General features: G+C 60.9%; 19 protein-coding genes. 14 read left to right on the top strand and 5 right to left on the bottom strand.

The features are described from left to right. Positions 1–36 precede the first annotated feature (36 nt). From yebS to QOL81_RS15745, 11 genes are all read left to right on the top strand, one after another. Positions 37–1,284: a membrane integrity lipid transport subunit YebS gene (gene yebS, locus QOL81_RS15795; RefSeq protein ID WP_283439955.1), complete on the top strand. Its 1,248-nt coding sequence runs from the start codon at positions 37–39 to the stop codon at positions 1,282–1,284. After that, a complete protein-coding gene (locus QOL81_RS15790) occupies positions 1,253–3,883 on the top strand; it encodes a PqiB family protein (RefSeq protein ID WP_087763559.1) in 2,631 nt (876 codons plus the stop codon). Before yebS ends, QOL81_RS15790 begins: the two co-directional genes overlap by 32 nt. Positions 3,884–3,985: 102 nt before the next feature. Next, positions 3,986–5,422, top strand: coding sequence for a 16S rRNA (cytosine(1407)-C(5))-methyltransferase RsmF (rsmF, locus tag QOL81_RS15785; RefSeq protein ID WP_169318365.1), 1,437 nt, complete (start codon positions 3,986–3,988; stop codon positions 5,420–5,422). A gap of 271 nt (positions 5,423–5,693) precedes the next feature. Next, positions 5,694–6,230, top strand: a complete 537-nt coding sequence (locus tag QOL81_RS15780; RefSeq protein WP_060419268.1) for a Csu type fimbrial protein — start codon at positions 5,694–5,696, stop codon at positions 6,228–6,230. A gap of 274 nt (positions 6,231–6,504) precedes the next feature. Then, positions 6,505–7,041, top strand: coding sequence for a Csu type fimbrial protein (locus tag QOL81_RS15775; protein ID WP_060440090.1), 537 nt, complete (start codon positions 6,505–6,507; stop codon positions 7,039–7,041). A 2-nt stretch (positions 7,042–7,043) separates the two neighbouring features. Next, complete coding sequence (locus tag QOL81_RS15770) at positions 7,044–7,547, top strand: Csu type fimbrial protein (protein WP_038877669.1); 504 nt, start codon at positions 7,044–7,046, stop codon at positions 7,545–7,547. Continuing rightward, positions 7,541–8,083, top strand: a complete 543-nt coding sequence (locus QOL81_RS15765; protein ID WP_154632680.1) for a Csu type fimbrial protein — start codon at positions 7,541–7,543, stop codon at positions 8,081–8,083. The genes QOL81_RS15770 and QOL81_RS15765 overlap by 7 nt, the downstream gene beginning before the upstream one ends. A 21-nt stretch (positions 8,084–8,104) precedes the next feature. Further along, positions 8,105–8,872, top strand: coding sequence for a fimbrial biogenesis chaperone (locus QOL81_RS15760; protein WP_049201714.1), 768 nt, complete (start codon positions 8,105–8,107; stop codon positions 8,870–8,872). 46 nt (positions 8,873–8,918) lie between these two features. Further along, positions 8,919–11,366 (top strand): fimbria/pilus outer membrane usher protein, encoded by a 2,448-nt coding sequence (locus tag QOL81_RS15755; protein WP_428842943.1) that lies wholly within the window; start codon positions 8,919–8,921, stop codon positions 11,364–11,366. Positions 11,367–11,385: 19 nt separating this feature from the next. Further along, entirely contained in the window at positions 11,386–12,318 is a 933-nt protein-coding gene (locus tag QOL81_RS15750; protein ID WP_169318363.1) for a Csu type fimbrial protein, read from the top strand. 135 nt (positions 12,319–12,453) lie between these two features. Next, positions 12,454–12,693: a YebV family protein gene (locus QOL81_RS15745; RefSeq protein WP_100396313.1), complete on the top strand. Its 240-nt coding sequence runs from the start codon at positions 12,454–12,456 to the stop codon at positions 12,691–12,693. Between the two features lie 55 nt (positions 12,694–12,748). Here the strand turns inward: QOL81_RS15745 and QOL81_RS15740 are convergent, their stop codons facing one another. Together QOL81_RS15740 and QOL81_RS15735 are read right to left on the bottom strand one after the other, a co-directional pair. Next, entirely contained in the window at positions 12,749–13,348 is a 600-nt protein-coding gene (locus QOL81_RS15740) for a cysteine peptidase family C39 domain-containing protein (protein WP_169318362.1), read from the bottom strand. Positions 13,349–13,352: 4 nt separating this feature from the next. After that, complete coding sequence (locus QOL81_RS15735) at positions 13,353–13,745, bottom strand: ASCH domain-containing protein (RefSeq protein ID WP_169318361.1); 393 nt, start codon at positions 13,743–13,745, stop codon at positions 13,353–13,355. A 335-nt stretch (positions 13,746–14,080) separates the two neighbouring features. Between QOL81_RS15735 and yniD the strand changes: the two genes are divergently transcribed. Then, a complete protein-coding gene (gene yniD / locus QOL81_RS15730) occupies positions 14,081–14,173 on the top strand; it encodes a small membrane protein YniD (RefSeq protein ID WP_016928013.1) in 93 nt (30 codons plus the stop codon). A gap of 27 nt (positions 14,174–14,200) precedes the next feature. Here the strand turns inward: yniD and QOL81_RS15725 are convergent, their stop codons facing one another. Beyond that, complete coding sequence (locus QOL81_RS15725; RefSeq protein ID WP_169318360.1) at positions 14,201–14,353, bottom strand: hypothetical protein; 153 nt, start codon at positions 14,351–14,353, stop codon at positions 14,201–14,203. A gap of 157 nt (positions 14,354–14,510) precedes the next feature. Here QOL81_RS15725 and QOL81_RS15720 point away from each other — a divergent pair, with 157 nt between their 5' ends. Beyond that, the gene (locus tag QOL81_RS15720; protein WP_004931526.1) at positions 14,511–14,720 is read left to right on the top strand and encodes a hypothetical protein; all 210 of its coding nucleotides are present in this window, start codon (positions 14,511–14,513) and stop codon (positions 14,718–14,720) included. Positions 14,721–14,866: 146 nt separating this feature from the next. Here QOL81_RS15720 and QOL81_RS15715 read toward each other — a convergent pair whose 3' ends face one another. Both QOL81_RS15715 and QOL81_RS15710 read right to left on the bottom strand, forming a co-directional pair. After that, the gene (locus QOL81_RS15715; protein ID WP_283439921.1) at positions 14,867–16,285 is read right to left on the bottom strand and encodes a serralysin family metalloprotease; all 1,419 of its coding nucleotides are present in this window, start codon (positions 16,283–16,285) and stop codon (positions 14,867–14,869) included. Between the two features lie 332 nt (positions 16,286–16,617). Continuing rightward, positions 16,618–17,961 carry a 2-hydroxycarboxylate transporter family protein gene (locus QOL81_RS15710; RefSeq protein WP_283439920.1) on the bottom strand — a complete coding sequence of 448 codons (1,344 nt, stop codon included), beginning with the start codon at positions 17,959–17,961 and terminating at the stop codon, positions 16,618–16,620. A gap of 432 nt (positions 17,962–18,393) precedes the next feature. Here QOL81_RS15710 and pckA point away from each other — a divergent pair, with 432 nt between their 5' ends. Continuing rightward, positions 18,394–20,013 carry a phosphoenolpyruvate carboxykinase (ATP) gene (gene pckA / locus QOL81_RS15705; protein ID WP_141959024.1) on the top strand — a complete coding sequence of 540 codons (1,620 nt, stop codon included), beginning with the start codon at positions 18,394–18,396 and terminating at the stop codon, positions 20,011–20,013. The last annotated feature ends 39 nt before the right edge of the window (positions 20,014–20,052 follow it).

Below are 20,052 nucleotides of genomic sequence, written 5' to 3'. Positions count from 1 at the left end.
AGTTCCGGCGGGCTCAAGGGCAGCTACTTGTCAAAGATGAAAATACACGCGATCACCGCCCCCCTTTCCAAAGCGCGCCACCAGCGCTGCTGCGAGTGCGACCTGCTGTTCGTGCTGCCGCCGCTCAGCGGCAATCAGGCCGCCTATTGCCCGCGCTGCAACGCCAAGGTGGTGAGCGGCCGCGACTGGTCGATGACGCGCCTGACCGCCATGGCGATCGCCATGCTGCTGCTGATGCCGTTCGCCTTCACCGAACCGCTGATCAGCATCCGCCTGCTCGGCACGCGCATCGACGCCAGTTTGCTGGAGGGCATCTGGCAGATGAGCCGTCAGGGCGATCCGCTTACCGCCAGCATGGTGGCGTTCTGTACCCTCGGCGCCCCGCTGACGCTGGCGCTGTCGCTGCTGTATCTGCGCTTCGGCCACGCGCTCGGCATGAACCTGCGCCCGGTGCTGCTGATGTTGGAGCGGCTGAAAGAGTGGGTGATGCTGGACATCTATCTGATCGGCATGACGGTGGCGGCGATCAAGGTGCAGGATTATGCCGACATCCAGGCGGGCAGCGCGCTGATCGCCTACCTGTCGCTCACCCTGCTCAGCATCCTGACGCTGATCCACGCCAACCTGGAGCAGCTGTGGGAGCGTTACTACCCGCAGGAGCAGCCGGAAGGCCCACCGGCGGCGCTGCATATTTGCCTGTCCTGCCACTATACCGGCTACCCCGACGCGCGCGGCCGCTGCCCGCGCTGCCACGTGCCGATGTGCCACCGCCAGCCCTACAGCCTGCAGAAAACCTGGGCGGCGCTGATCGCGGCGATGATCCTGCTGATACCGGCCAACCTGCTGCCGATTTCCATCATTTACGCCAACGGCGCACGGCTCGAAGACACCATCTTCTCCGGCGTGGTCTCGCTGGCCACCTCCGGCAACGTGCCGATCGCCGCCATCGTGTTCATCGCCAGCGTGCTGGTGCCCTTTACCAAGGTGATCGTGCTGATCACGCTGCTGTTCAGCATTCACTTCAAAACCTCGCACAGCCTGAAGACGCGCATTCGTCTGCTGCGCCTGGTCACCTGGATCGGCCGCTGGTCAATGCTGGATCTGTTCGTTATCGCCTTGATGATGTCGCTGGTAAACCGCGACCAGCTGTTATCTTTTACTATGGGACCGGCCGCGTTTTACTTTGGCTCGGCGGTCATTTTGACTATTCTTGCCGTTGAGTGGCTGGATAGCCGATTGATTTGGGATGCACATGCAACAGGAAACGCCGACTACACCGACTGAAGCGCGGGTCAAGAACAAACGCCGCATTTCACCGTTCTGGTTACTGCCGTTCATCGCCCTGCTGATCGCCGGGTGGCTGGTCTATAACAATTTCCAGGAACGCGGCACCACCGTCACCATCGACTTCCAATCGGCGGCGGGCATCGTCGCCGGCCGCACGCCGGTGCGCTACCAGGGCGTTGACGTCGGCACGGTGCAGAAGATCAGCCTGAGCAAAGATCTGCGCAGCATCGTGGTGGAAGCCAGCATCAAAAGCGATCTGGAAGACTCGCTGCGCGAAGGCACCCAGTTTTGGCTGGTGACCCCCAAGGCTTCGCTGGCCGGGGTCTCCGGGCTCGATGCGCTGGTCGGCGGCAACTATATCGGCATGATGCCCGGCAGCGGCAAGGCGCAAACCCACTTCGCCGCGCTCGATACCCAGCCGAAATACCGCCTGAACACCGGCGAGCTGATGATCCATCTGCACGCCGACGATCTGGGCTCGCTCAACAGCGGCTCGCTGGTCTACTACCGTAAAATCCCGGTCGGCAAGGTGTACGACTACACCATCAGCGAAGGCAATAAGGGCGTGACCATCGACGTACTTATCGACCGCCGCTTCGCCCATCTGGTGAAAAACAACAGCCGCTTCTGGAACGTCTCCGGCTTCAAGGGCGATTTCAGCCTGTCCGGCGCGACGGTACAGATGGAGAGCCTGGCGGCGCTGGTCAACGGCGCCATCGCCTTCGATTCGCCGGCCGATGGCCAGCAGGCCAAGGGTGACCAGAGCTATGCCCTGTATCCCGATCTGGCCCACAGCCAGCGCGGCGTCAATATCCTGCTGGATCTGCCGAGCGGCAACAACCTGAGTGAAAACCGCACGCCGCTGATGTACCAAGGGCTGCAGGTCGGCACCCTGACCAAGCTGACGTTGCAGCAGGACAGCAAAGTGGTCGGTGAACTGACCATCGATCCTTCGGTGGTCGATCTGATGCGCAGCGGCACCCGCATCGTGATGCGCAGCCCGCGCATCAGCCTCAACGACGCCAAGCTCAGCCAACTGCTGACCGGCACCACGCTGGAGTTGGTGCCGGGTGAAGGCGAGCCGCAGCAGCGCTTCAACGTGCTGGACAGCAGCGAGACGCTGTTGCAACAGCCCGGCGTGCTGACCGTCACGCTGAATGCGCCGCAAAGCTACGGCATCGACGTGGGGCAGCCGTTGGTGGTGCACGGCGTGAAAGTCGGCCAGATCCTGAGCCGCACCCTGACCGCCAGCGGCGTGGTGTTCACCGCCGCCATCGACGCCCAATATCGCGGCCTGCTGCACAAAGACAGCAAATTCGTGGTCAACAGCCGCCTCGACGTCAAGCTGGGCATCGACGGCATGGAAGTGCTCGGCGCCAGCGCCCAGGAGTGGGTAGACGGCGGCGTGCGCATTATTCCCGGCAGCAAGGGGGAACCGGGCGGCCAATACCCGCTGTACGCCAACAGTGAGAAAGCCGAGGAAGGCATCGTCGGCAACGCCCCGGCCACCACCCTGACCCTCAGCGCCACCAGCCTGCCGGACGTGCAGGCCGGCTCGGTGGTGCTGTATCGCAAATTCCAGGTGGGCGAAATCGTCAACGTGCGGCCAAAGGCCAACGAGTTTGAGGTGGACGTCTACATCAGCCCGGAATACCGCAAGCTGCTGACCCGTGAAAGCATCTTCTGGGCCGAAGGCGGCGCCAAGGTGCAGCTCAACGGCAGCGGGCTGACGGTGCAGGCTTCGCCGCTTAACCGTGCGCTGAAAGGCGCCATCAGCTTCGACAACCTGCAGGGCGTGACGCTCAACAAGGGCGCCAACCGCGTGCTGTACGCCAGCGAAACCGCCGCTCGCGCGGTGGGCAGCCAAATCACGTTGAAAACCTACGACGCCAGCAAGCTGTCGGCGGGCATGCCGCTGCGCTACCTCGGCATCGACGTCGGCCAGGTGGAGTCGCTGCAGCTGGCGCCGGAGCGCAACGAAGTGTTGGCCAAAGCGGTGCTGTATCCGGAATACGTGCAGACCTTCGCGCGTCTGGGCAGCCGCTTCTCGATCGTCTCGCCGGAGATCTCCGCCGCCGGCGTCAGCAACCTCGATACCCTGCTCCAGCCTTATATCAACGTGGAGCCGGGGCGAGGCCGCGAGCTGCGCACCTTCGAACTGCAGCAGGCCAGCATCACCGACTCGCGCTATCTCGACGGCCTGAGCGTGGTGCTCGACGCCGCCGAAACCGGCTCGCTGCAAATCGGCACGCCGGTGCTGTTCCGCGGCGTGGAGGTCGGCACCATCACCGGCTTCTACCTTGGCGCCATGTCAGACCGGGTGCATGTCGCGCTGCGCATCAGCAAGAAGTATCAGCATCTGGTGCGCAACAACAGCGTGTTCTGGCTGGCTTCGGGGTACAACCTGCAGTTCGGCCTGACCGGCGGCGTGATCAAGAGCGGCACCTTCCAGCAGTTCATCCGCGGCGGTATCGCCTTCGCCACGCCGCCGACCATTCCGCTGGCGCCGAAAGCGACGCCGAACAAACACTTCCTGCTGAATCCGGAAGAGCCGAAGGACTGGAAAACCTGGGGCACCGCCATTCCGCGCGATTAAATTTCGCATTTTCCTCAGGGCCCGGCATTGTCGGGCCCTGTTTTTTTCCGCTTTGTGATAAACTCTCGCCCTTGTCTTTATTGCACCCTGAGAGTTCGCCCCGTGGCCAAATCCACCGCCGTTTTTCTGCCCCCCGCTTTCCTTGACGCCACCCGCGCCATCATGCCCGCCGAGCTGGCAATGGACGATTTTATCGCCGCCTGCCAGCGCCCGCTGCGCCGCAGCCTGCGCGTCAACACGCTGAAAATCAGCGTCGCCGACTTCCTGGCGCTGGTGCAGGATTACGACTGGCGACTGGAGCCCATCCCCTGGTGCGCGGAAGGGTTCTGGATCGAGCGCGACGATGAAGAACTGCGTCTGGGCAGCGCTGCCGAACACCTGAGCGGCCTGTTCTACATTCAGGAGGCCAGTTCAATGCTGCCGGTCAGCGCGCTGTTCGCGGGCGGCGCAGTGCCGAATCGGGTGCTGGACGTGGCGGCGGCACCAGGCTCCAAAACCACCCAAATCGCCGCGTTAATGGGCAATCAGGGCGGCATCGTCGCCAACGAATACTCCGCCAGCCGGGTAAAAGTGCTGCACGCCAATATCAGCCGCTGCGGCGTGAAGAACGCCGCGCTGACCCACTTCGACGGCAGGGTGTTCGGCGCCGCGCTGCCGGAGAGCTTCGACGCCATTCTGCTCGATGCCCCCTGCTCCGGCGAAGGCGTGGTGCGCAAGGATCCGGACGCCATGAGCAACTGGTCGCCACAGAGCGTGGCCGAAATCGCCGCCACCCAACGCGAACTGATCGACAGCGCGTTTCATGCGCTGGCGCCGGGCGGCGTGATGGTTTACTCCACCTGCACGCTCAATGCGCAGGAAAACCAGCAGGTGGTGCGCTGGCTGCTGGACACCTACGGCGACGCGGTCAGCGTCGAGCCGCTGGGTGCGCTGTTCCCCGGCGCCGACAAGGCGCTGACTGCCGAAGGCTTCCTGCACGTCTTCCCGCAGATTTACGACAGCGAAGGCTTTTTCGTCGCCCGCCTGCGCAAACAGCGCGCCGTGGCGCCGTTGGCGAAGCCGACCTACAAGGTGGGTAAATTCCCGTTCAGCCCGCTGTCCGGCAAAGAGGCGGCGCTGGTCGCCCAAGCCGCCGCCGCATCCGGCTTAACCTGGGGCGATGACAGCCGGCTGTGGGAGCGCGACAAGGAGCTCTGGCTGTTCCCGGCCGAGCTGGAACCGCTGTTCGGTAAAGTGCGCTTCTCACGTATCGGCCTCAAGCTGGCGGAACGTTTCCCGAAAGGTTTCCGCTGGCAGCACGAGGCGGCGATCGCGCTGGCCGGCACCGGCGGCAAAACGCATTTCGAGCTGGACGCCGCGCTGGCGCAAGAGTGGTATCACGGCCGCGATCTCTACCCGGAGCAGCCGCCGGCCGGCGATGAATGCATCGTCACCTACCAGGGCCAGCCGCTGGGCATCGCCAAGCGCATCGGCAGCCGCATCAAGAACAACCTGCCGCGCGAGCTGGTGCGCGACGGCGCGCTGGATTTTCACCTGTAATCGTCCGGTGCCGGGGAACCGCCTTCCCCGGCGCCAAAATAATGCTAATAATATTCCTATCGCCATTCATTATTATTCTAATCATTTCCAATTTGCACTATTCCGCCTCCCCGCCCGTATTTCCCCGCCGGAAAAGAAAAAAGTTTTTAGCCTTTGATCAAGACAATTTCGCGTTCTTATCCTATTAATTTAAATGTAAGTAAATTAATGCGTTCAACTCAGCTCTGGGTGGCGTTTTTGCGGGCTTTCTCTGACACGGCAAGGAATCATGATGAATAAAACTCTGATGGTTTTGACCTCGGTAGCACCTCTGCTGTGCATCAGTGGCACAGCCAACGCAGCGGGCACCATTCAGGGCACGCTGGGCGTGACGATCACCATCGGCGCCGGCTGTGTGGTCACCGGCGGCAACAGTTCCGGCACCACCAACGACTTTGGTTCGATCAGCTTCGGGACTTACTCCTCGCTGGCCAACGTCATCACCGCCAGTGCCACCGGCAGCGGCGGCACCGGCACGCTGGGGCTGAACTGCACCACCGGCACCAACTATACCGTAGCGCTGGACAACGGCCTCAACGCCTCCGGCAGCCAACGGCGCATGGCCAGCAGCGTGCCGGCCTACATCAGCTACAACCTTTATCAGGACAGCGCCCACGCCCTGCCGTGGAACAGCACCACCGGCACGCTGACCGGCACCGGTACCGGATCGGCGGTGCCGCTGATCGTTTACGGCCTGGTGCCTGCCGCGGGAACGACTCCGGCGGCCGGCGTCTACAGCGATACCGTCACCATGACCGTCACCTGGTGAGTTTCATCGTCAACGGAGCGCCGTCAGTGCGCTCCGTTATTCATTAAGTAATAATATTCCCACCCACCTTATCATTCCCCCCTTAGTGTTCATGCCCGGTGACACGGCCGCCGCAGCGAACCTGCGACAGCGATTAAAAATAAATAAAGTTTTTAATCTTTTAGCGCGACATTCTCACGTTCTTATTCTATTAATTAATCTGTAAATAGATTAATGCATTTGACTCATTTTTCGGGCTTTTTGGCAGGCTTCTCTACTACGGCAAGGAACCACGATGAAAAAGACTCTGGCGGCATTAACCTCGGCAGCGCTTCTGCTGTGCGCCTCTGGCACCTCCTACGCGGCGGGCACCATTCAGGGCACGCTGGGCGTCACCCTGACCATCGGCGCCGGCTGCGTGGTCACCGGCGGCACCAGCTCCGGCACCACCAACAGCTTCGGCTCCATCAGCTTCGGCACCTACTCCTCACTGGCTAACGTCATCACCGCCAGCGCCACCGGCAGCGGCGGCACCGGCACGCTGGGGCTGAACTGCACCACCGGCACCAACTACACCGTGGCACTGGACAACGGCCTCAACGCGACCGGCAGCCAGCGGCGCATGGCCAGCAGCGTACCGGCCTATATCAGCTATAACCTCTACCAGGACAGCGCCCACGCCGTGCCGTGGAACAGCACCACCGGCGTGCTGACCGGCACCGGCACCGGTTCGGCGGTGCCGCTGATCGTCTACGGCCTGGTACCTGCGGCAGGCACCACCCCGGCGGCCGGTGCGTACAGCGATACCGTCACCATGACCGTCACCTGGTAAACATGACGCGCCTGGCCGTCACCTGCATGCTGCTGTCGTTGGCGGGCGTTTGCCGCGCCGACGTCAGCACCGCGACGGTGGGCGTCAGCGCCACCTTGGTCAAGTCCTGCGTCGCCGGCACCACCAGCGGCGGCAACACCACATTCGGCACCTTTAACTTCGGCACGGTCTATTTCCTCAATACGGCGATAAAGGTGACCGGCCAGGCGAACGCCGGCGCACTGCAGATCAACTGCAACAACGGCACCAGTTACACGGTGCTGCTCAGCGGCGGACAGAGCGGCAATACCGCCGCACGCTATCTGCAAAGCGCGGCGGGCGCCCGCGTGAACTACAACCTGTATACCAGCGCCAGCTACGCCACCGTCTGGGATAACGTCACCGGCGTCACCCAGACCGCCACTGGCCAAAGCGTCTGGCTGCCGGTGTACGGCATGATCCCGGTACAAACGACGCCGGCGACGGGCAACTATACGGATACGGTGCAGGTGACGATAAATTGGTGATTAACGGAACGCTGCGCACCCTGCTGCTGGCGGCGCTGATCGGCGCCCCGACGACCCGTGCCGACACCGTCAGCCAGGGCTTCACGGTCAATGCTTCGATCATCAAAGGCTGCGTACTCGGCAGCGGCGTCACCAACGTTACCTCGTTCGGCAGCATGAGCTTCGGCCAGGTGGCGTCCTTGAGCAGCCCGATAAAAATCGTCTCTAGCGCCGGCGCCGGCTCCATTTTGATCCGCTGCAATCCCGGGCTCAGCGTCACCCTGGGGCTGAACGTCGGCAATAACGTCACCGGCTCCATCGCCGGCGGGCGAAAACTGTTGAACTCGGTGACCTCGGAAACGCTGGTTTACCAGCTCTACCAGGATGCCAACTACGCCGTTTTGTGGGGCGACGGCGGCAACGGCGGCGCCGTCCAAACCGTCTCCTCCACCGGCAGTACGCAAGAAATAAAAATCTACGCCAGTTTAATGGCGAGCAGCACCTTGCCCACCAGCGGCACCTACAACGATACGGTCTTAGTGACGGTGAGTTATTGAGCTTTTAAAAAGGATCACATTATGCGTAGTACTCTGCTCCGCCTGCCCCTGCTGGCAGGATTGCTGTTAGCCGGTCAACCGCAGGCCTTCGCCGCCGCCTCCATTCTGATTTGGCCTATCGATCCGGCGATTGAAGACAACCAGCAGGCGACGGCCCTGTGGCTGGAAAACCGCGACAGCAAACCGGTCTATATGCAGATCCGCGTGCTCGGCTGGCAACAAACCGGCGGTAAGGACGACTACCGCAACCAGAGCGAAGTGGTCGCCAGCCCGCCGGTCGCCACCATTCTCCCCGGCAAACGCCAGCTGATTCGCCTGATCAAGCAGACCCCGGTCGCCGCCGGGCAAGAACGGGCTTACCGGATACTGGTTGACGAAGTGCCCATCAAGGATAAAGACGGCGCGGCGCCCGACAAGGGTGCGCAGATGGGGCTGAAATTCCAGATGCGTTATTCGGTGCCGCTGTTCGTCAGCGGCAAAGGCGTCTGGACCAAGCAAGACTTCGAACACCCGCGCGACTATGCCACCGCCAACCAGCCTAAGCTCAGCTACCGGCTGCTGCAGCAAAACAGCCAGCGCTGGCTCGACGTGCGCAACGACGGCATCGTGCACGCCCGCCTGTCGCAGGTCAGCATCCAGGGCAAGCCGCTCAACAACGGGCTGCTGGGCTATGTGCTGCCGGGTTCGCAAATGCGCTTTGCCCTGCCGCCTTCGGGCAGTTTCGCCGCCGGCAAGCTGCAGGCGATGGTCAATGACAATAAGCAACCCGTAACCATTCCGTCTTACTGAGCCTGAGGTGCAGGTGAAGCGGATCTCGTCGCCGGCCACGCGCGGCATGCAGCTCAAGCCGCTGGCCCTGGCCGTACTTTGTATGGCGGTGGAGCTGTGGCCGCCGCACGCCGCCGCCGACGACCTTCCACCGCCGCCCAGCGCCATCAGCATGCCGGACACCACGCTGTATCTGGAGCCGGTGGTGAACGGCCGCCAGACCGGCAAAGTGGTGCCGGTCACCTACCGCGGCGGCCACTACTATTTGACGCCGCAGCAACTGAGCGACGCCGGCCTGCCGGTGGCGAACAAGCAAGCGAAAGAGATCGCCGTCGATCAATTGGATAAGGTCGACGTCACCTACAGCGGCGAAACGCAGCAGCTGTTGATCTCGGTGCCCAACGACTGGCTGCCCAAGCAAACCCTCGGCGACGCCAACCCAGAACAGCGGCTGCCGGCGCAAAGCAGCCTGGGTTTCTTGCTGAATTACGACGCCTACGTCAGCCAGAGCGGCGGGCGCGGCAATCCGGGCTATTTTTCCGCCTGGAGCGAACAGCGGCTGTTCGACGGCTTCGGCGTTATCGCCAACACCGGCATTTTCCGCAGCAGCTTCAACGGCGAGACCGCCGCACAGCAGAACAATCGCTATATCCGCTACGACAGCAGCTGGCGCTACAGCGACGACGACACCATGCTCAGCTATACCGCCGGCGATCTCACGACCGGCTCGCTGCCCTGGACCAGTTCGGTGCGCATCGGCGGCCTGCAGGTGGCGCGCAACTTCGCCACGCGGCCGGATCTGATTACCTATCCGCTGCCGCAGTTCTCCGGCCAGGCCGCCGTGCCGAGCAGCGTCGACCTGTACATCAACAGCTACAAGAATACCTCCGTCAGCGTGAACCCCGGCCCGTTCACCCTGAATACAGTGCCTTACATCAACGGCGCCGGCCAGGCGACGGTGGTCACCACCGACGCGCTCGGCCGCCAGATCAGCACCACGGTGCCGTTCTATGTCGCCAGCTCGCTGCTGCAGGCCGGGCTAAGCGATTTCAGCCTGTCGGCAGGGGCGCTGCGTCAAAATTACGGCTATCGCTCCGCAGACTACGGCCAATGGGTGGCCAGCGGCAGTGGGCGTTACGGCGTCACTGATTGGTTGACGCTCGAAGGGCGGGCGGAAGGCGCGGCTGAGCTGGCGGTCACCGGCGCCGGCGCGGGCGTGCGCCTGGGGCAGTTAGGGGTCCTCAACGCCTCCTACAGTTACAGCCAGGCGGGCAGCGATGCCTTCAACGCCCCGCCGGTCACGCCCCTTTATTACGATCCGATCACCGGCCAACCGGTACAGCAACCGGATGCCGGGCCGGTTTATCAGTACACCGGCCGCCACGGCGATCAGACCAGCCTGAGCTATACCTACAGCAACCAATATTTCAGCCTCAATGCCCAACGGGTACTGCGCAGCGCGGACTTCGGCGACCTCTCCACCTACAAGAGCAGCTACCGCCTGAGCCGCCGCACCGATCAACTGACCGGCAGCATCGGCCTGAGCCGCTTCGGCAGCCTGGGCGCCGGTTATTTCGACGTGCGCGACGCCATCGGCCAACGCACCCGCCTGGTCAACCTGTCGTACAGCCTGACGCTGTGGCGCAATATCAGCCTGTACGCCTCGGCGAACCGCGAGATCGGCGGCGACGGCTACAGCTCGCAGCTGCAGATCAGCATTCCGTTCGATGCCTGGGGCACCGCTAACGTCAGTACCGCCCGCGACGCCGGCAACCGCTGGAGCGAACGCGTCGCGTACAGCCGCGCCGCGCCGACCGACGGCGGTTTCGGCTGGAACCTGGCCTACGCCGGCGGTCAAGGCAGCGACAGCGATTACCGCCAGGCAGACCTGACCTGGCGCACCTCGCTGTTGGAAACCCGCGCCGGGCTGTACGGCAACCGTAACGATTACACCCGCTGGGGCGAAGTCAGCGGTTCGCTGGTGGCGATGAACGGCGGCGTATACGCCACCAACACCATCAACGACGCCTTTGCCCTGGTTTCGACCAACGGCTACGCCGGTATTCCGGTCAGCTACGAGAACCAGCGCATCGGCGTCACCAACGACAAAGGCTACCTGTTGGTGCCCACCGTTACTTCGTATTACCACGCCAAATTCCAGATTGATCCGCTCAATCTGCCGGCGGACGTCAATTTGCCGTCGGTAGAAAAAACCGTCGCCATTCGCGATCACAGTGGCTACCTGGTCGAATTCCCCGTCCAGCGCCTTTCCGCCGCCGACGTGGAGCTGGTCGATACGCAAGGCAAACCGCTGGCCAACGGCAGCCAGGTGGCGGTGATCGGCAGCAATCAACAAAGCTACGTCGGGTGGGATGGCATGACCTATATCGACCCGGTGCAGCAGCACAACCGGCTGAGCGTGATCCCGGCCGACGGCGGCACGCCGTGCCAGGTCAGCTTCAGCCTGGCCAATCCGCAGGGGCTACAGCGCGTCGGTCCCCTCGTCTGCCAATAACACACGGAGAAGAAGAACGATGTATCGGCAAGTGAAAATTCTTTTGGCGGCGCTGCTGCTGCTGTGCGGGCAACGCGCGCTGGCGGACTGCGCCACCACCAACGGCACGGTGACCCTGCCCAGCAGCAACTCCTTCGCCGTCTACAACGGCCAGATCAGCGCCCAGGGTACCGCCGGGCTCAACTGTACCGGGCTGGGGCTCAATCTGTTGACGCAAAACACCGTCACGGTCAAGATCGCCTCCACCACCAACAATATGGCCCTGCTGAACGGCAACGGCTCCGGCGATAAAATTTCCTATCTCATCTATCCGGATGCCAACTACCAATACCCCTACAGCGTCGGCCAGACCATCGACTACAGCTCGCTGAACCTGCTGTCGCTGATCCTGATCTCTTCCAACGTCAACTTTCCGGTGTACATCAAAACCGTGGCGGGTGCGAACGTCAGCGCCGGCACCTATACCGACACCATCAATCTGGTGTGGAACTACCATATTTGCGGCCTGGGCCTGATAGGGCTGTGTATCTGGTGGGACGGCACCAACCAACCCAGCACCGTGACCATCACCGCGGTCATCACCAAAAGCTGCCTGATCAATACCGCCAATAACGTCAACTTCGGCAGCATGGCGCTGGTGGGGCAATTCAACCCGATCAACCAGAGCATCACCCTGACCTGCACCAAATCCCAGTCATACAGCTCCTACTTTACCAACGGCAACAACCCCATCACCGGTTGGCGGCAAATGCTCAGCGGCACCAGCAACTTCCTGCAGTATCAGATCTACCTGCCCAACACCAGCACCGTGTGGAGCAGCACCAACGCGCAAAGCGGCACCGGCACCGGCCTGGCGCAAAGCATTCCCTTTACCGCCGCCATCAATCCGGCGCAGACCGAAGTGCCGGTCGGTACCTATCAGGATAACGTCAGCTATGTCGTGACCTATTAGCCTGGCCGCTAGCCGCCCAGGATGAATGTTGCCAGAATGTATTTTTTATGTGGCATTTTTTGCTCATTTGGCTATGCTCATACCGATGGCCTTACTGGTCTAACCTCCTACCACATCATTGAGCAAGGAGTTCCCATGAGCAAAACCGTCGTAAAAATTGGCAGCTTCGAGGTCGATGACGCGCATCTTCACGCCGGCGCCGACCGCGCCGGCACCCTGAGCATTCCCTGCAAGTCCGATCCGGACCTGTGTATGCAGCTCGACGGCTGGGATGAACACACCAGCATTCCGGCGATCCTCAACGGCAAACAGTCGCTGCTGTACAAGCAGCACTACGATCGGCAGGCGGACGCCTGGGTGATGCGGCTGGCATGAAAATACGCCGGGCCTGCTGACGACGCGCTGCTTTCATCGGAAACAGCGCGTTTTTTTATGCGATGGCGATGCCGCGGCCGGCAAAGAAAGGGGTGAAGCGGTTGAGCGGCAGCTGTACCCGCTCGCGCGTCGCCGGGCTGTCGCCCGAAGGGTTGTGGAAAGTCACGCTTTGCGTATCGGCGGCGGTGATCAGCACCAGATGCCCGCCTCGCTGTGGCGGCACGCTCTCGGGCCGGCGAATGGAGGGGTGCACCGAGGCGATAAAGTAGCGGTATTGGCTAAGCAGCGCCGATAACTCGGCCGCCTCCAGCCCCACCTTCACCTCCGCTTGCAGCGCGAACTGCTCGCGCACGTACTCGACGAACGGCGCGTAAATCAGCCCTTTTATCCGCTCCCCCTCGCGCACATAGGCACCGTAAGGCAGGCTGCGCCGCGCCAGCTCCAGCAGCGGTGGCGCTTCGCTGTCGCGGTGGCTCAGCACCATTTTCAGGCAGGCCATGCCGCACACGTGGTTGGCCCACTCGACGTACTCCGCCCGATCGCGGGCGCCGCTGCGCGCCCAATTCTCGTCTTGCGCCAGCGTCATGCGGCCGGCGATCAGATCGGCGGCCAGCTCCGGGCTTGCCCACTGGCATTCGTAGGGAACGGCGCGCATCCGTTTAGAACTTGTCGACGACTTTGAAATTCATCAGCACCAGCGTCATGTCCGGCGAGAACAGATCGTACTCTTCGAAGAAGCGCTGCAGCTCTTTGCGCCAATGCGCCAGCGAACGATCGCCCTCGCCTTCGGCAAAGGCGTGCGCTTCATCGACCTGATCGTAAGTTTTCATTTCCACCGCGGTCAGTTCAACCACGCAGACCGGTTCACCTTTACCGTCCACCACCAGGAACAGATCGCCGGCCTGCGGGATCCCTTCGCCGTCCAGGTTGGAACAGGTGGCCGTTTTGGTGCCATTGAGGATCAATTGCACCACTTCATCGGCCTGCTGCTCGGTATCGCCGAACGCCCAGCGCTCAAGGTGCTCGTATTTCTGTGGAATTGCCGTCGCCATGATTATACCTTTTGGAAAAATGCATCAATGCAGACAGGATAGTACAACGTATTGCCGGCCGTCTGCATCCGTCGCAAGCGCGACTGCGCGTTCCGCCACCGCCGCCTTTACGAGTTTTTACCGTTCTTCGCTGTGCCTGTCGCGCTGCCGGGCGCATACTGTGGACATTATTCACCCAATGGCAACCGCCAGGCGGCAACATGCGGCAAGACGACATCGATGCTGACGATACCTTCAGCGATTTACTCAACGGCGTCGCCCTGGTGACGCTTTTCCTCATCACCCTCGTCGGCGGGTGGTACTTCAGTTAAGGGGGCAACGTGGCAACAAAACGCATGGGCAACAAACTCAGTAAAATGGTCGTGGTGCTGCTGCTGATCTGCCTGGCGTTGCTGCTGTTGCGTTGGGCGGCAATCGCCTTCGGTTAATCTCGCGAACCGGCGCCGGCGTCGTGCTCACCGCCGCCCTGGCGCGGTCGGCTCCAGCAACTCCCGCAAATAGGCCAGACGCGCTTCCCCTTGTGGCAACCAGCGGCGGCACAGCCAATGTTGCGTTTCACCCGTGCGGCTGAGGCGGTAGTACTCCGCCAAGGTTTCGACCCAGTTCATGATGTTTTCTCCTGCTTTTCGACACCGCCAGTATTGAGCGTAAAAACCAGAAGAAATACTGATGGCTTGTTTTTTATGCTTCCTGTTTTGGGTGGCCGGTAGCGAAGCCGCAGTTCAGCTGCTACATTGGGCAAAAATCAACCAGCCGAGGTAGGCCATGACGTTCTCGGAACAGGAGATTAAACCCGTATGGGATGAGGTCGCACGCCTGATCGGCGACGGCGTGATGCAGCTGCGCCATCGTGGCGAAGCGCTGTCGGTGGAAACGCTGGAAAAACATCTGGCGCGGCAGCTGGCGGACAGCAACGATATCGAACGGCGCATCCTGCTCGGCGCCGCCATCAACATGTTGAAAGGCGGAAAATGAATCGCCAACCGAAAAGGTTGGCGATCCGACAGAAGCCCGAGGTATGCAAGCCCGGCCTTCTGCGCGCTACTATGTCACGCTAATATGACGGAATTAATAGGAATTGTCGGGTTTTTGCCCAAAACGCCCTATTTTTGTTGCCAACATTACGCCAACACGAAATCGCCGGCATCCAGCGGCTGCCCCACCACTTTCACCAGAAAATCGCTGGCGCCAAAAGCGCCGCCCAGGTTGATCGCCACGTCGCTGACGTGACTTTGCGCGTCATAGCTCAACTTCGCTTCACCCGCCTTGCCGCTGAACTGATCGACGAAGCGAATGCCGTCCGCGCTGCCGGTGTTGAACAGCGTCAGATCGATCTTGTCTTCACCGCGCACGAAGTCGCGGATCCAATCCGGTGCCGCCGCCGTCGATTCATCCGCCGCGAAATAGACGAAGGTGTCCTTGCCGGCGCCGCCCCACAGCTGATCCGCCCCTTTGCCGCCATACAGCACATCATCGCCCGCGCCGCCCTTGAGCACGTTGTCGGCGGCGTTGCCCACCAGCACATCGTTGCCCGATCCGCCGATGGCATTTTCAATCGTTACGCCTGCGGCGATGGACACGTTGCCTTTCAGGCCGCCAACGTCCGAGAACGCTTTTTCATTCAGGTTGATGCGCTGATTCTGGCCAAAGCCGGAGAAGTCGAAGGTGTCGTTACCGCCGGCATCCCAGGCGGTGAAAATAATCTTGTCCTGCGCGCCGGTGGCGGTGAGGAAGTCGCGATCGGTATTGGAATTGAAGCCGTAGATCGTATCGCCGGTGCGGGTGTTCATGTTGGCGCCGTAGAAATGCTGGATCGCCGTAATGTCGTTGAGCAGCGGCCCGGAAGAGTACGCGCCTTTAAAGTCCTGCCCGGTGTTGCTTTCGCTGAAATAGCTCATCACGCTGTGGGCGCGGCTGTCCTCGAAATAGGTTGCGTCCTTGCCGTAGGTGATGCTGACGCCCGGCGCGGCGTTATAGTCGCCCGGATGCTGCAGCCCCAGCGCATGGCCGATTTCATGGGTGAAGGTCTGGCGACCGTACTCGTTCTCATGGATCTGGTTGTTGACGAAGGTGTGGTTCTTGGCGTTATACCAGGTTTGCCCGGCAACCGAAGGCGAGGTATCCGGGTTATACGCAAAGGCATAGGAGCCGCGCGAGCTGTAGTCGAACAGGCCGAATTTGATGTTGGCGGCGGCGGTGTTGCTGGTTTCGGTAAAGGTGACGTTGGCCACGTCGGACCATGACTGCAACGACAGTTTGGCCTGCTCGCGCTGTTCGGCGTTAAAGCTGCTGAAGCCGCTGATGCCCATGCTCGACATGTTGCCCGGCGCCTTTTCCCAGAAGCTGAAGGTCAGGGAGACCGGCGTGTCGGTCACGCCCTTGTCGTGCCAACTGCGATCGCCGCGCACCAGCTCCAGGCCGGCGTTTTCGAACGTTTTCGACGGATGAAGCACGGTAATGCTGTCGTCTTCATCGGGTTTATAAGCGCCCAGCAGGGCTAATACGCCTTCGGCCTTAACGGAAGCATTGCTTGATGACATAACCTTATCTCCATATTCGTCAATTCAATCGGGGGGATGCCCCAACTGGCGGATTGCCTGAACGGCAGCGGTCCGGTGTTGAATCAATACGGGGATATCGGTAATGCGGTGGCGCCTTCCCTCGGCACTCTGAATGAGAACGATAATCCCTTAAGAGAAAAGAATAGACACATTTTCGCCGAGTACAGAATTTTCTTAGATAAAGTACGACTATGCATTTGCGCCATACGAATGATTTTCAAGGTAATCATCAGCATTATCACGATAAGCGGAAGAAACGCATAAAAAAACCGGGGCAATCCAACCCCGGCTATCCATAAGAAATTCTGGACTCAGACTAACCAACCGAGCAGCAGCGTCGCGCCGATGACCGTGGAAGCGCCGCCGATGCGCGTGGCGATTTGGGCGAACGGCATTAGCCCCATACGGTTCGACGCCGACAGGATCGCCACGTCACCGGTGCCGCCCAGGCCGCTGTGGCAACAGGTGACGATCGCCGCTTCCACCGGGAACATCTTCAGGTAAGGCGCAATCAGGAAACTGACCAGCCCCATCGACAGCACCACCGAGCCGCAGACCACCACATAACCGACCGAGAACACCGCCACCACGCTTTCCAGCGGCACGTACAGCATGCCCAAACCGATCATCAGCGGCCACACCAGCGCCGTGGAGACGAACTTATAGAAACTGTGCGCGCCGGTTTCCATCGAGGCCGGGATCACCCGGCAGTACTTGCACAACACCGCGAACAGGATCATCAGCACCGGGCCGGGAATATGCACGATGTGTTCGAACAGGCCACCGACGATAAAGAAGGCGCAGATCACCAGCAGACCGCCGCCCATCAGTTGGAAATCGACGTTGCCGCTTTGCTCCTTGATGGCGAACATCGCGTTCTCCTGCGCCGAGCGGATCAGCATGCCGTCGCCGCTCAGTGCCTTGCGCTGCATGCCGATGCGAGCCAGGATCCCGGCGGTCACGATGGCGAAGATATTGCCCAGCACCGCCGCCGGCGCCAGCTGCGCGACGTAGACGTCCGGCGTCGCTCCCAGGATCGCCGAATAGGCCAGCGACAGCGGTAAAATCCCCTCGCCGATGCCGCCGCCGATGATCGGCACGATGATGAAGAAGAAGGTGTGATAGAAGGTAAAACCGAACAGCTTGCCCACCAGCAGCCCGGTGATCACCGCCGTCACCGTACCGACCACCAAGGGCACGAACATGCGAATCATCCCCTGGATCAGGATCACCCGATTCATGCCGAGAATGCTGCCGACCACCAGACTGGCGATGACGAAATACAGCAGGTTGGCGTCTTTCATCAGCAGATGGACGGTGCCCATGACGTTAGGCTGGAAGACATTGAAATAGACCAGCACCGACGGCACCATCAAACACAGAATGGCCGGCCCGCCGATATCGCGCAGCACGGGAATGCTTTTTCCCAACTGCGCCAGCGCAAAGCCCAGCGTCATTATCACCGCCAGGCCGCCGATCATATTCTTCGGCAGGAAGTTGGCATAGGCGGAAATCGCCACGATCGCGCAAATCGTGATAAACAGCGCGATCGGTACCGCACCGATATCTATTTGACGAAGTTGATTAATTAATCCTGAGGATTCGGACGATGCCGTATTTTTATCACAGGCCAGTTCTGCATTTATCTGTTTCATTATTCACCCTGCTGACAAGCGTACAGTACGGTTAGATTCACCTGGCGCAACGGTCTTGCCATAGCCAAGCAAAAACAAATGATTACGAAAAATCCTATTGTGGATTTCGCTTTTTCTAATAAGAAATAAAACAGTAGACAGTTCTGACGATATGATAAAAAATAAAAATGCAAAACTAAATTACGCCGGCGGAATTCAATATTGTGACCCTCCACCAAGGTTAGTTTTAATTAATTATCGTCAGCATTTTGTAATTAAAGTAATCGAGTTTAAATTCGCTGCTATGCTATAGGAGGGCGAAAAAGCCCCCTGCTTTATTAATAAAGAACCGGAAACGCATTAGCTGAATCCGGTCAGCTTGATCCGAACCTTAATCCTGCGCGCGGCACCGCACGGGAAAGAGGCATAATATGACTCATAAGGAAGTAGAATATGTCTTCACGCGCTGTTACCCCACAAACCCTCGCTCGCTACGGCATTCATCAGGCCGCCGACGTCGTCTATAACCCCAGCTATGAATTACTGTTCGCCGAAGAGACCCGCGCCGACCTGCCGCCGCTGGAACGCGGCACCCTCACCCAGCTGGGCGCGGTCAACGTCGCAACCGGTGAATTCACCGGCCGTTCGCCGAAGGACAAATACATCGTGCGCGACGACACCACGCGCGATACCGTCTGGTGGTCGGACAACGGCACCGGCAAGAACGACAACCAGCCGCTCTCCCCGGAAGTCTGGCAGCATCTGAAAACGCTGGTGGGCAACCAGCTCTCCGGCAAGCGTTTGTTCGTGGTGGACGCGTTCTGCGGCGCCAACGCCGACACGCGCCTGAAAGTGCGCTTCATCACCGAGGTGGCCTGGCAGGCGCACTTCGTGAAAAACATGTTTATCCGCCCGAACGACGCCGAACTGGCAGACTTCGAGCCGGACTTCGTGGTGATGAACGGCGCCAAATGCACCAACCCGGACTGGCAGCAGCAAGGGCTGCATTCGGAGAACTTCGTCGCCTTCAACCTGACGGAGCGCATGCAGCTGATCGGCGGCACCTGGTACGGCGGCGAGATGAAGAAAGGCCTGTTCTCGATCATGAACTACCTGCTGCCGCTGAAGGGCATCGCCTCGATGCACTGCTCGGCCAACGTCGGCGAACAAGGCGACGTGGCGGTGTTCTTCGGCCTGTCCGGCACCGGCAAAACCACCCTCTCCACCGATCCGAAGCGCCAGCTGATCGGCGATGACGAGCACGGCTGGGACGACGACGGCGTGTTCAACTTCGAAGGCGGCTGCTACGCCAAGACCATCAAGCTGTCGCCGCAGGCGGAGCCGGAAATCTATCAGGCGATCCGCCGCGATGCGCTGCTGGAAAACGTCACCGTGCTGGCCGACGGCAGCATCGACTTCGACGACGCCAGCAAAACCGAGAACACCCGCGTCTCCTATCCGATTTATCACATCGAGAACATCGTCAAACCGGTGTCCAAAGCCGGCCATGCGCGCAAGATCATCTTCCTGACCGCCGACGCCTTCGGCGTACTGCCGCCGGTATCGCGCCTGACGCCTGAGCAGACCCAGTACCACTTCCTGTCCGGCTTCACCGCCAAGCTGGCCGGCACCGAGCGCGGCATCACCGCGCCGACGCCGACCTTCTCCGCCTGCTTCGGCGCCGCGTTCCTGACGCTGCACCCGACGCAGTATGCCGAAGTGCTGGTGAAACGCATGGAGGCCGCCGGCGCCCAGGCTTACCTGGTCAACACCGGCTGGAACGGCAGCGGCAAACGTATCTCGATCAAAGACACGCGCGGCATCATCGACGCCATTCTAAATGGCGACATTGAGCAGGCCGAGACATTCACGCTGCCGATCTTCGGGCTGGCAGTGCCGACCGCGCTGCCGGGCGTCGATCCGTCGATTCTCGATCCGCGCAAAACCTATGCCGACGAATCGCTGTGGCAGGAGAAGGCGCAGGATCTGGCGCAGCGCTTTATCGATAACTTCGCCAAATATACCGTCACCCCGGCGGGCGAAAAACTGGTGAACGCCGGGCCTAAACGGTAACGGCATTCCCCCGCTCAAGGGCCGATTCGTCGGCCCTTT

The sequence above is a fragment of the Serratia sp. CC22-02 genome, from assembly GCF_900182895.1.
In the GTDB taxonomy this organism is placed as follows: domain Bacteria; phylum Pseudomonadota; class Gammaproteobacteria; order Enterobacterales; family Enterobacteriaceae; genus Serratia; species Serratia nevei.
This window is presented reverse-complemented; position numbering and strand designations above follow the sequence as displayed.

What these genes read in the sequence shown, in the direction of transcription:
- QOL81_RS15760 (WP_049201714.1), top strand. Translation starts at nt 8,105, where the DNA reads ATGCGTAGTACTCTGCTCCGCCTGCCCCTGCTGGCAGGATTGCTGTTA.
- yniD (WP_016928013.1), top strand. Translation starts at nt 14,081, where the DNA reads ATGGGCAACAAACTCAGTAAAATGGTCGTGGTGCTGCTGCTGATCTGC.
- QOL81_RS15790 (WP_087763559.1), top strand. Translation starts at nt 1,253, where the DNA reads ATGCAACAGGAAACGCCGACTACACCGACTGAAGCGCGGGTCAAGAAC.
- QOL81_RS15710 (WP_283439920.1), bottom strand. Translation starts at nt 17,961, where the DNA reads ATGAAACAGATAAATGCAGAACTGGCCTGTGATAAAAATACGGCATCG.
- pckA (WP_141959024.1), top strand. Translation starts at nt 18,394, where the DNA reads ATGTCTTCACGCGCTGTTACCCCACAAACCCTCGCTCGCTACGGCATT.
- QOL81_RS15725 (WP_169318360.1), bottom strand. Translation starts at nt 14,353, where the DNA reads ATGAACTGGGTCGAAACCTTGGCGGAGTACTACCGCCTCAGCCGCACG.
- QOL81_RS15715 (WP_283439921.1), bottom strand. Translation starts at nt 16,285, where the DNA reads ATGTCATCAAGCAATGCTTCCGTTAAGGCCGAAGGCGTATTAGCCCTG.
- QOL81_RS15745 (WP_100396313.1), top strand. Translation starts at nt 12,454, where the DNA reads ATGAGCAAAACCGTCGTAAAAATTGGCAGCTTCGAGGTCGATGACGCG.
- QOL81_RS15755 (WP_428842943.1), top strand. Translation starts at nt 8,919, where the DNA reads ATGCAGCTCAAGCCGCTGGCCCTGGCCGTACTTTGTATGGCGGTGGAG.
- QOL81_RS15780 (WP_060419268.1), top strand. Translation starts at nt 5,694, where the DNA reads ATGAATAAAACTCTGATGGTTTTGACCTCGGTAGCACCTCTGCTGTGC.
- QOL81_RS15750 (WP_169318363.1), top strand. Translation starts at nt 11,386, where the DNA reads ATGTATCGGCAAGTGAAAATTCTTTTGGCGGCGCTGCTGCTGCTGTGC.
- QOL81_RS15735 (WP_169318361.1), bottom strand. Translation starts at nt 13,745, where the DNA reads ATGGCGACGGCAATTCCACAGAAATACGAGCACCTTGAGCGCTGGGCG.
- QOL81_RS15720 (WP_004931526.1), top strand. Translation starts at nt 14,511, where the DNA reads ATGACGTTCTCGGAACAGGAGATTAAACCCGTATGGGATGAGGTCGCA.
- QOL81_RS15775 (WP_060440090.1), top strand. Translation starts at nt 6,505, where the DNA reads ATGAAAAAGACTCTGGCGGCATTAACCTCGGCAGCGCTTCTGCTGTGC.
- QOL81_RS15740 (WP_169318362.1), bottom strand. Translation starts at nt 13,348, where the DNA reads ATGCGCGCCGTTCCCTACGAATGCCAGTGGGCAAGCCCGGAGCTGGCC.
- yebS (WP_283439955.1), top strand. Translation starts at nt 37, where the DNA reads ATGAAAATACACGCGATCACCGCCCCCCTTTCCAAAGCGCGCCACCAG.
- QOL81_RS15770 (WP_038877669.1), top strand. Translation starts at nt 7,044, where the DNA reads ATGACGCGCCTGGCCGTCACCTGCATGCTGCTGTCGTTGGCGGGCGTT.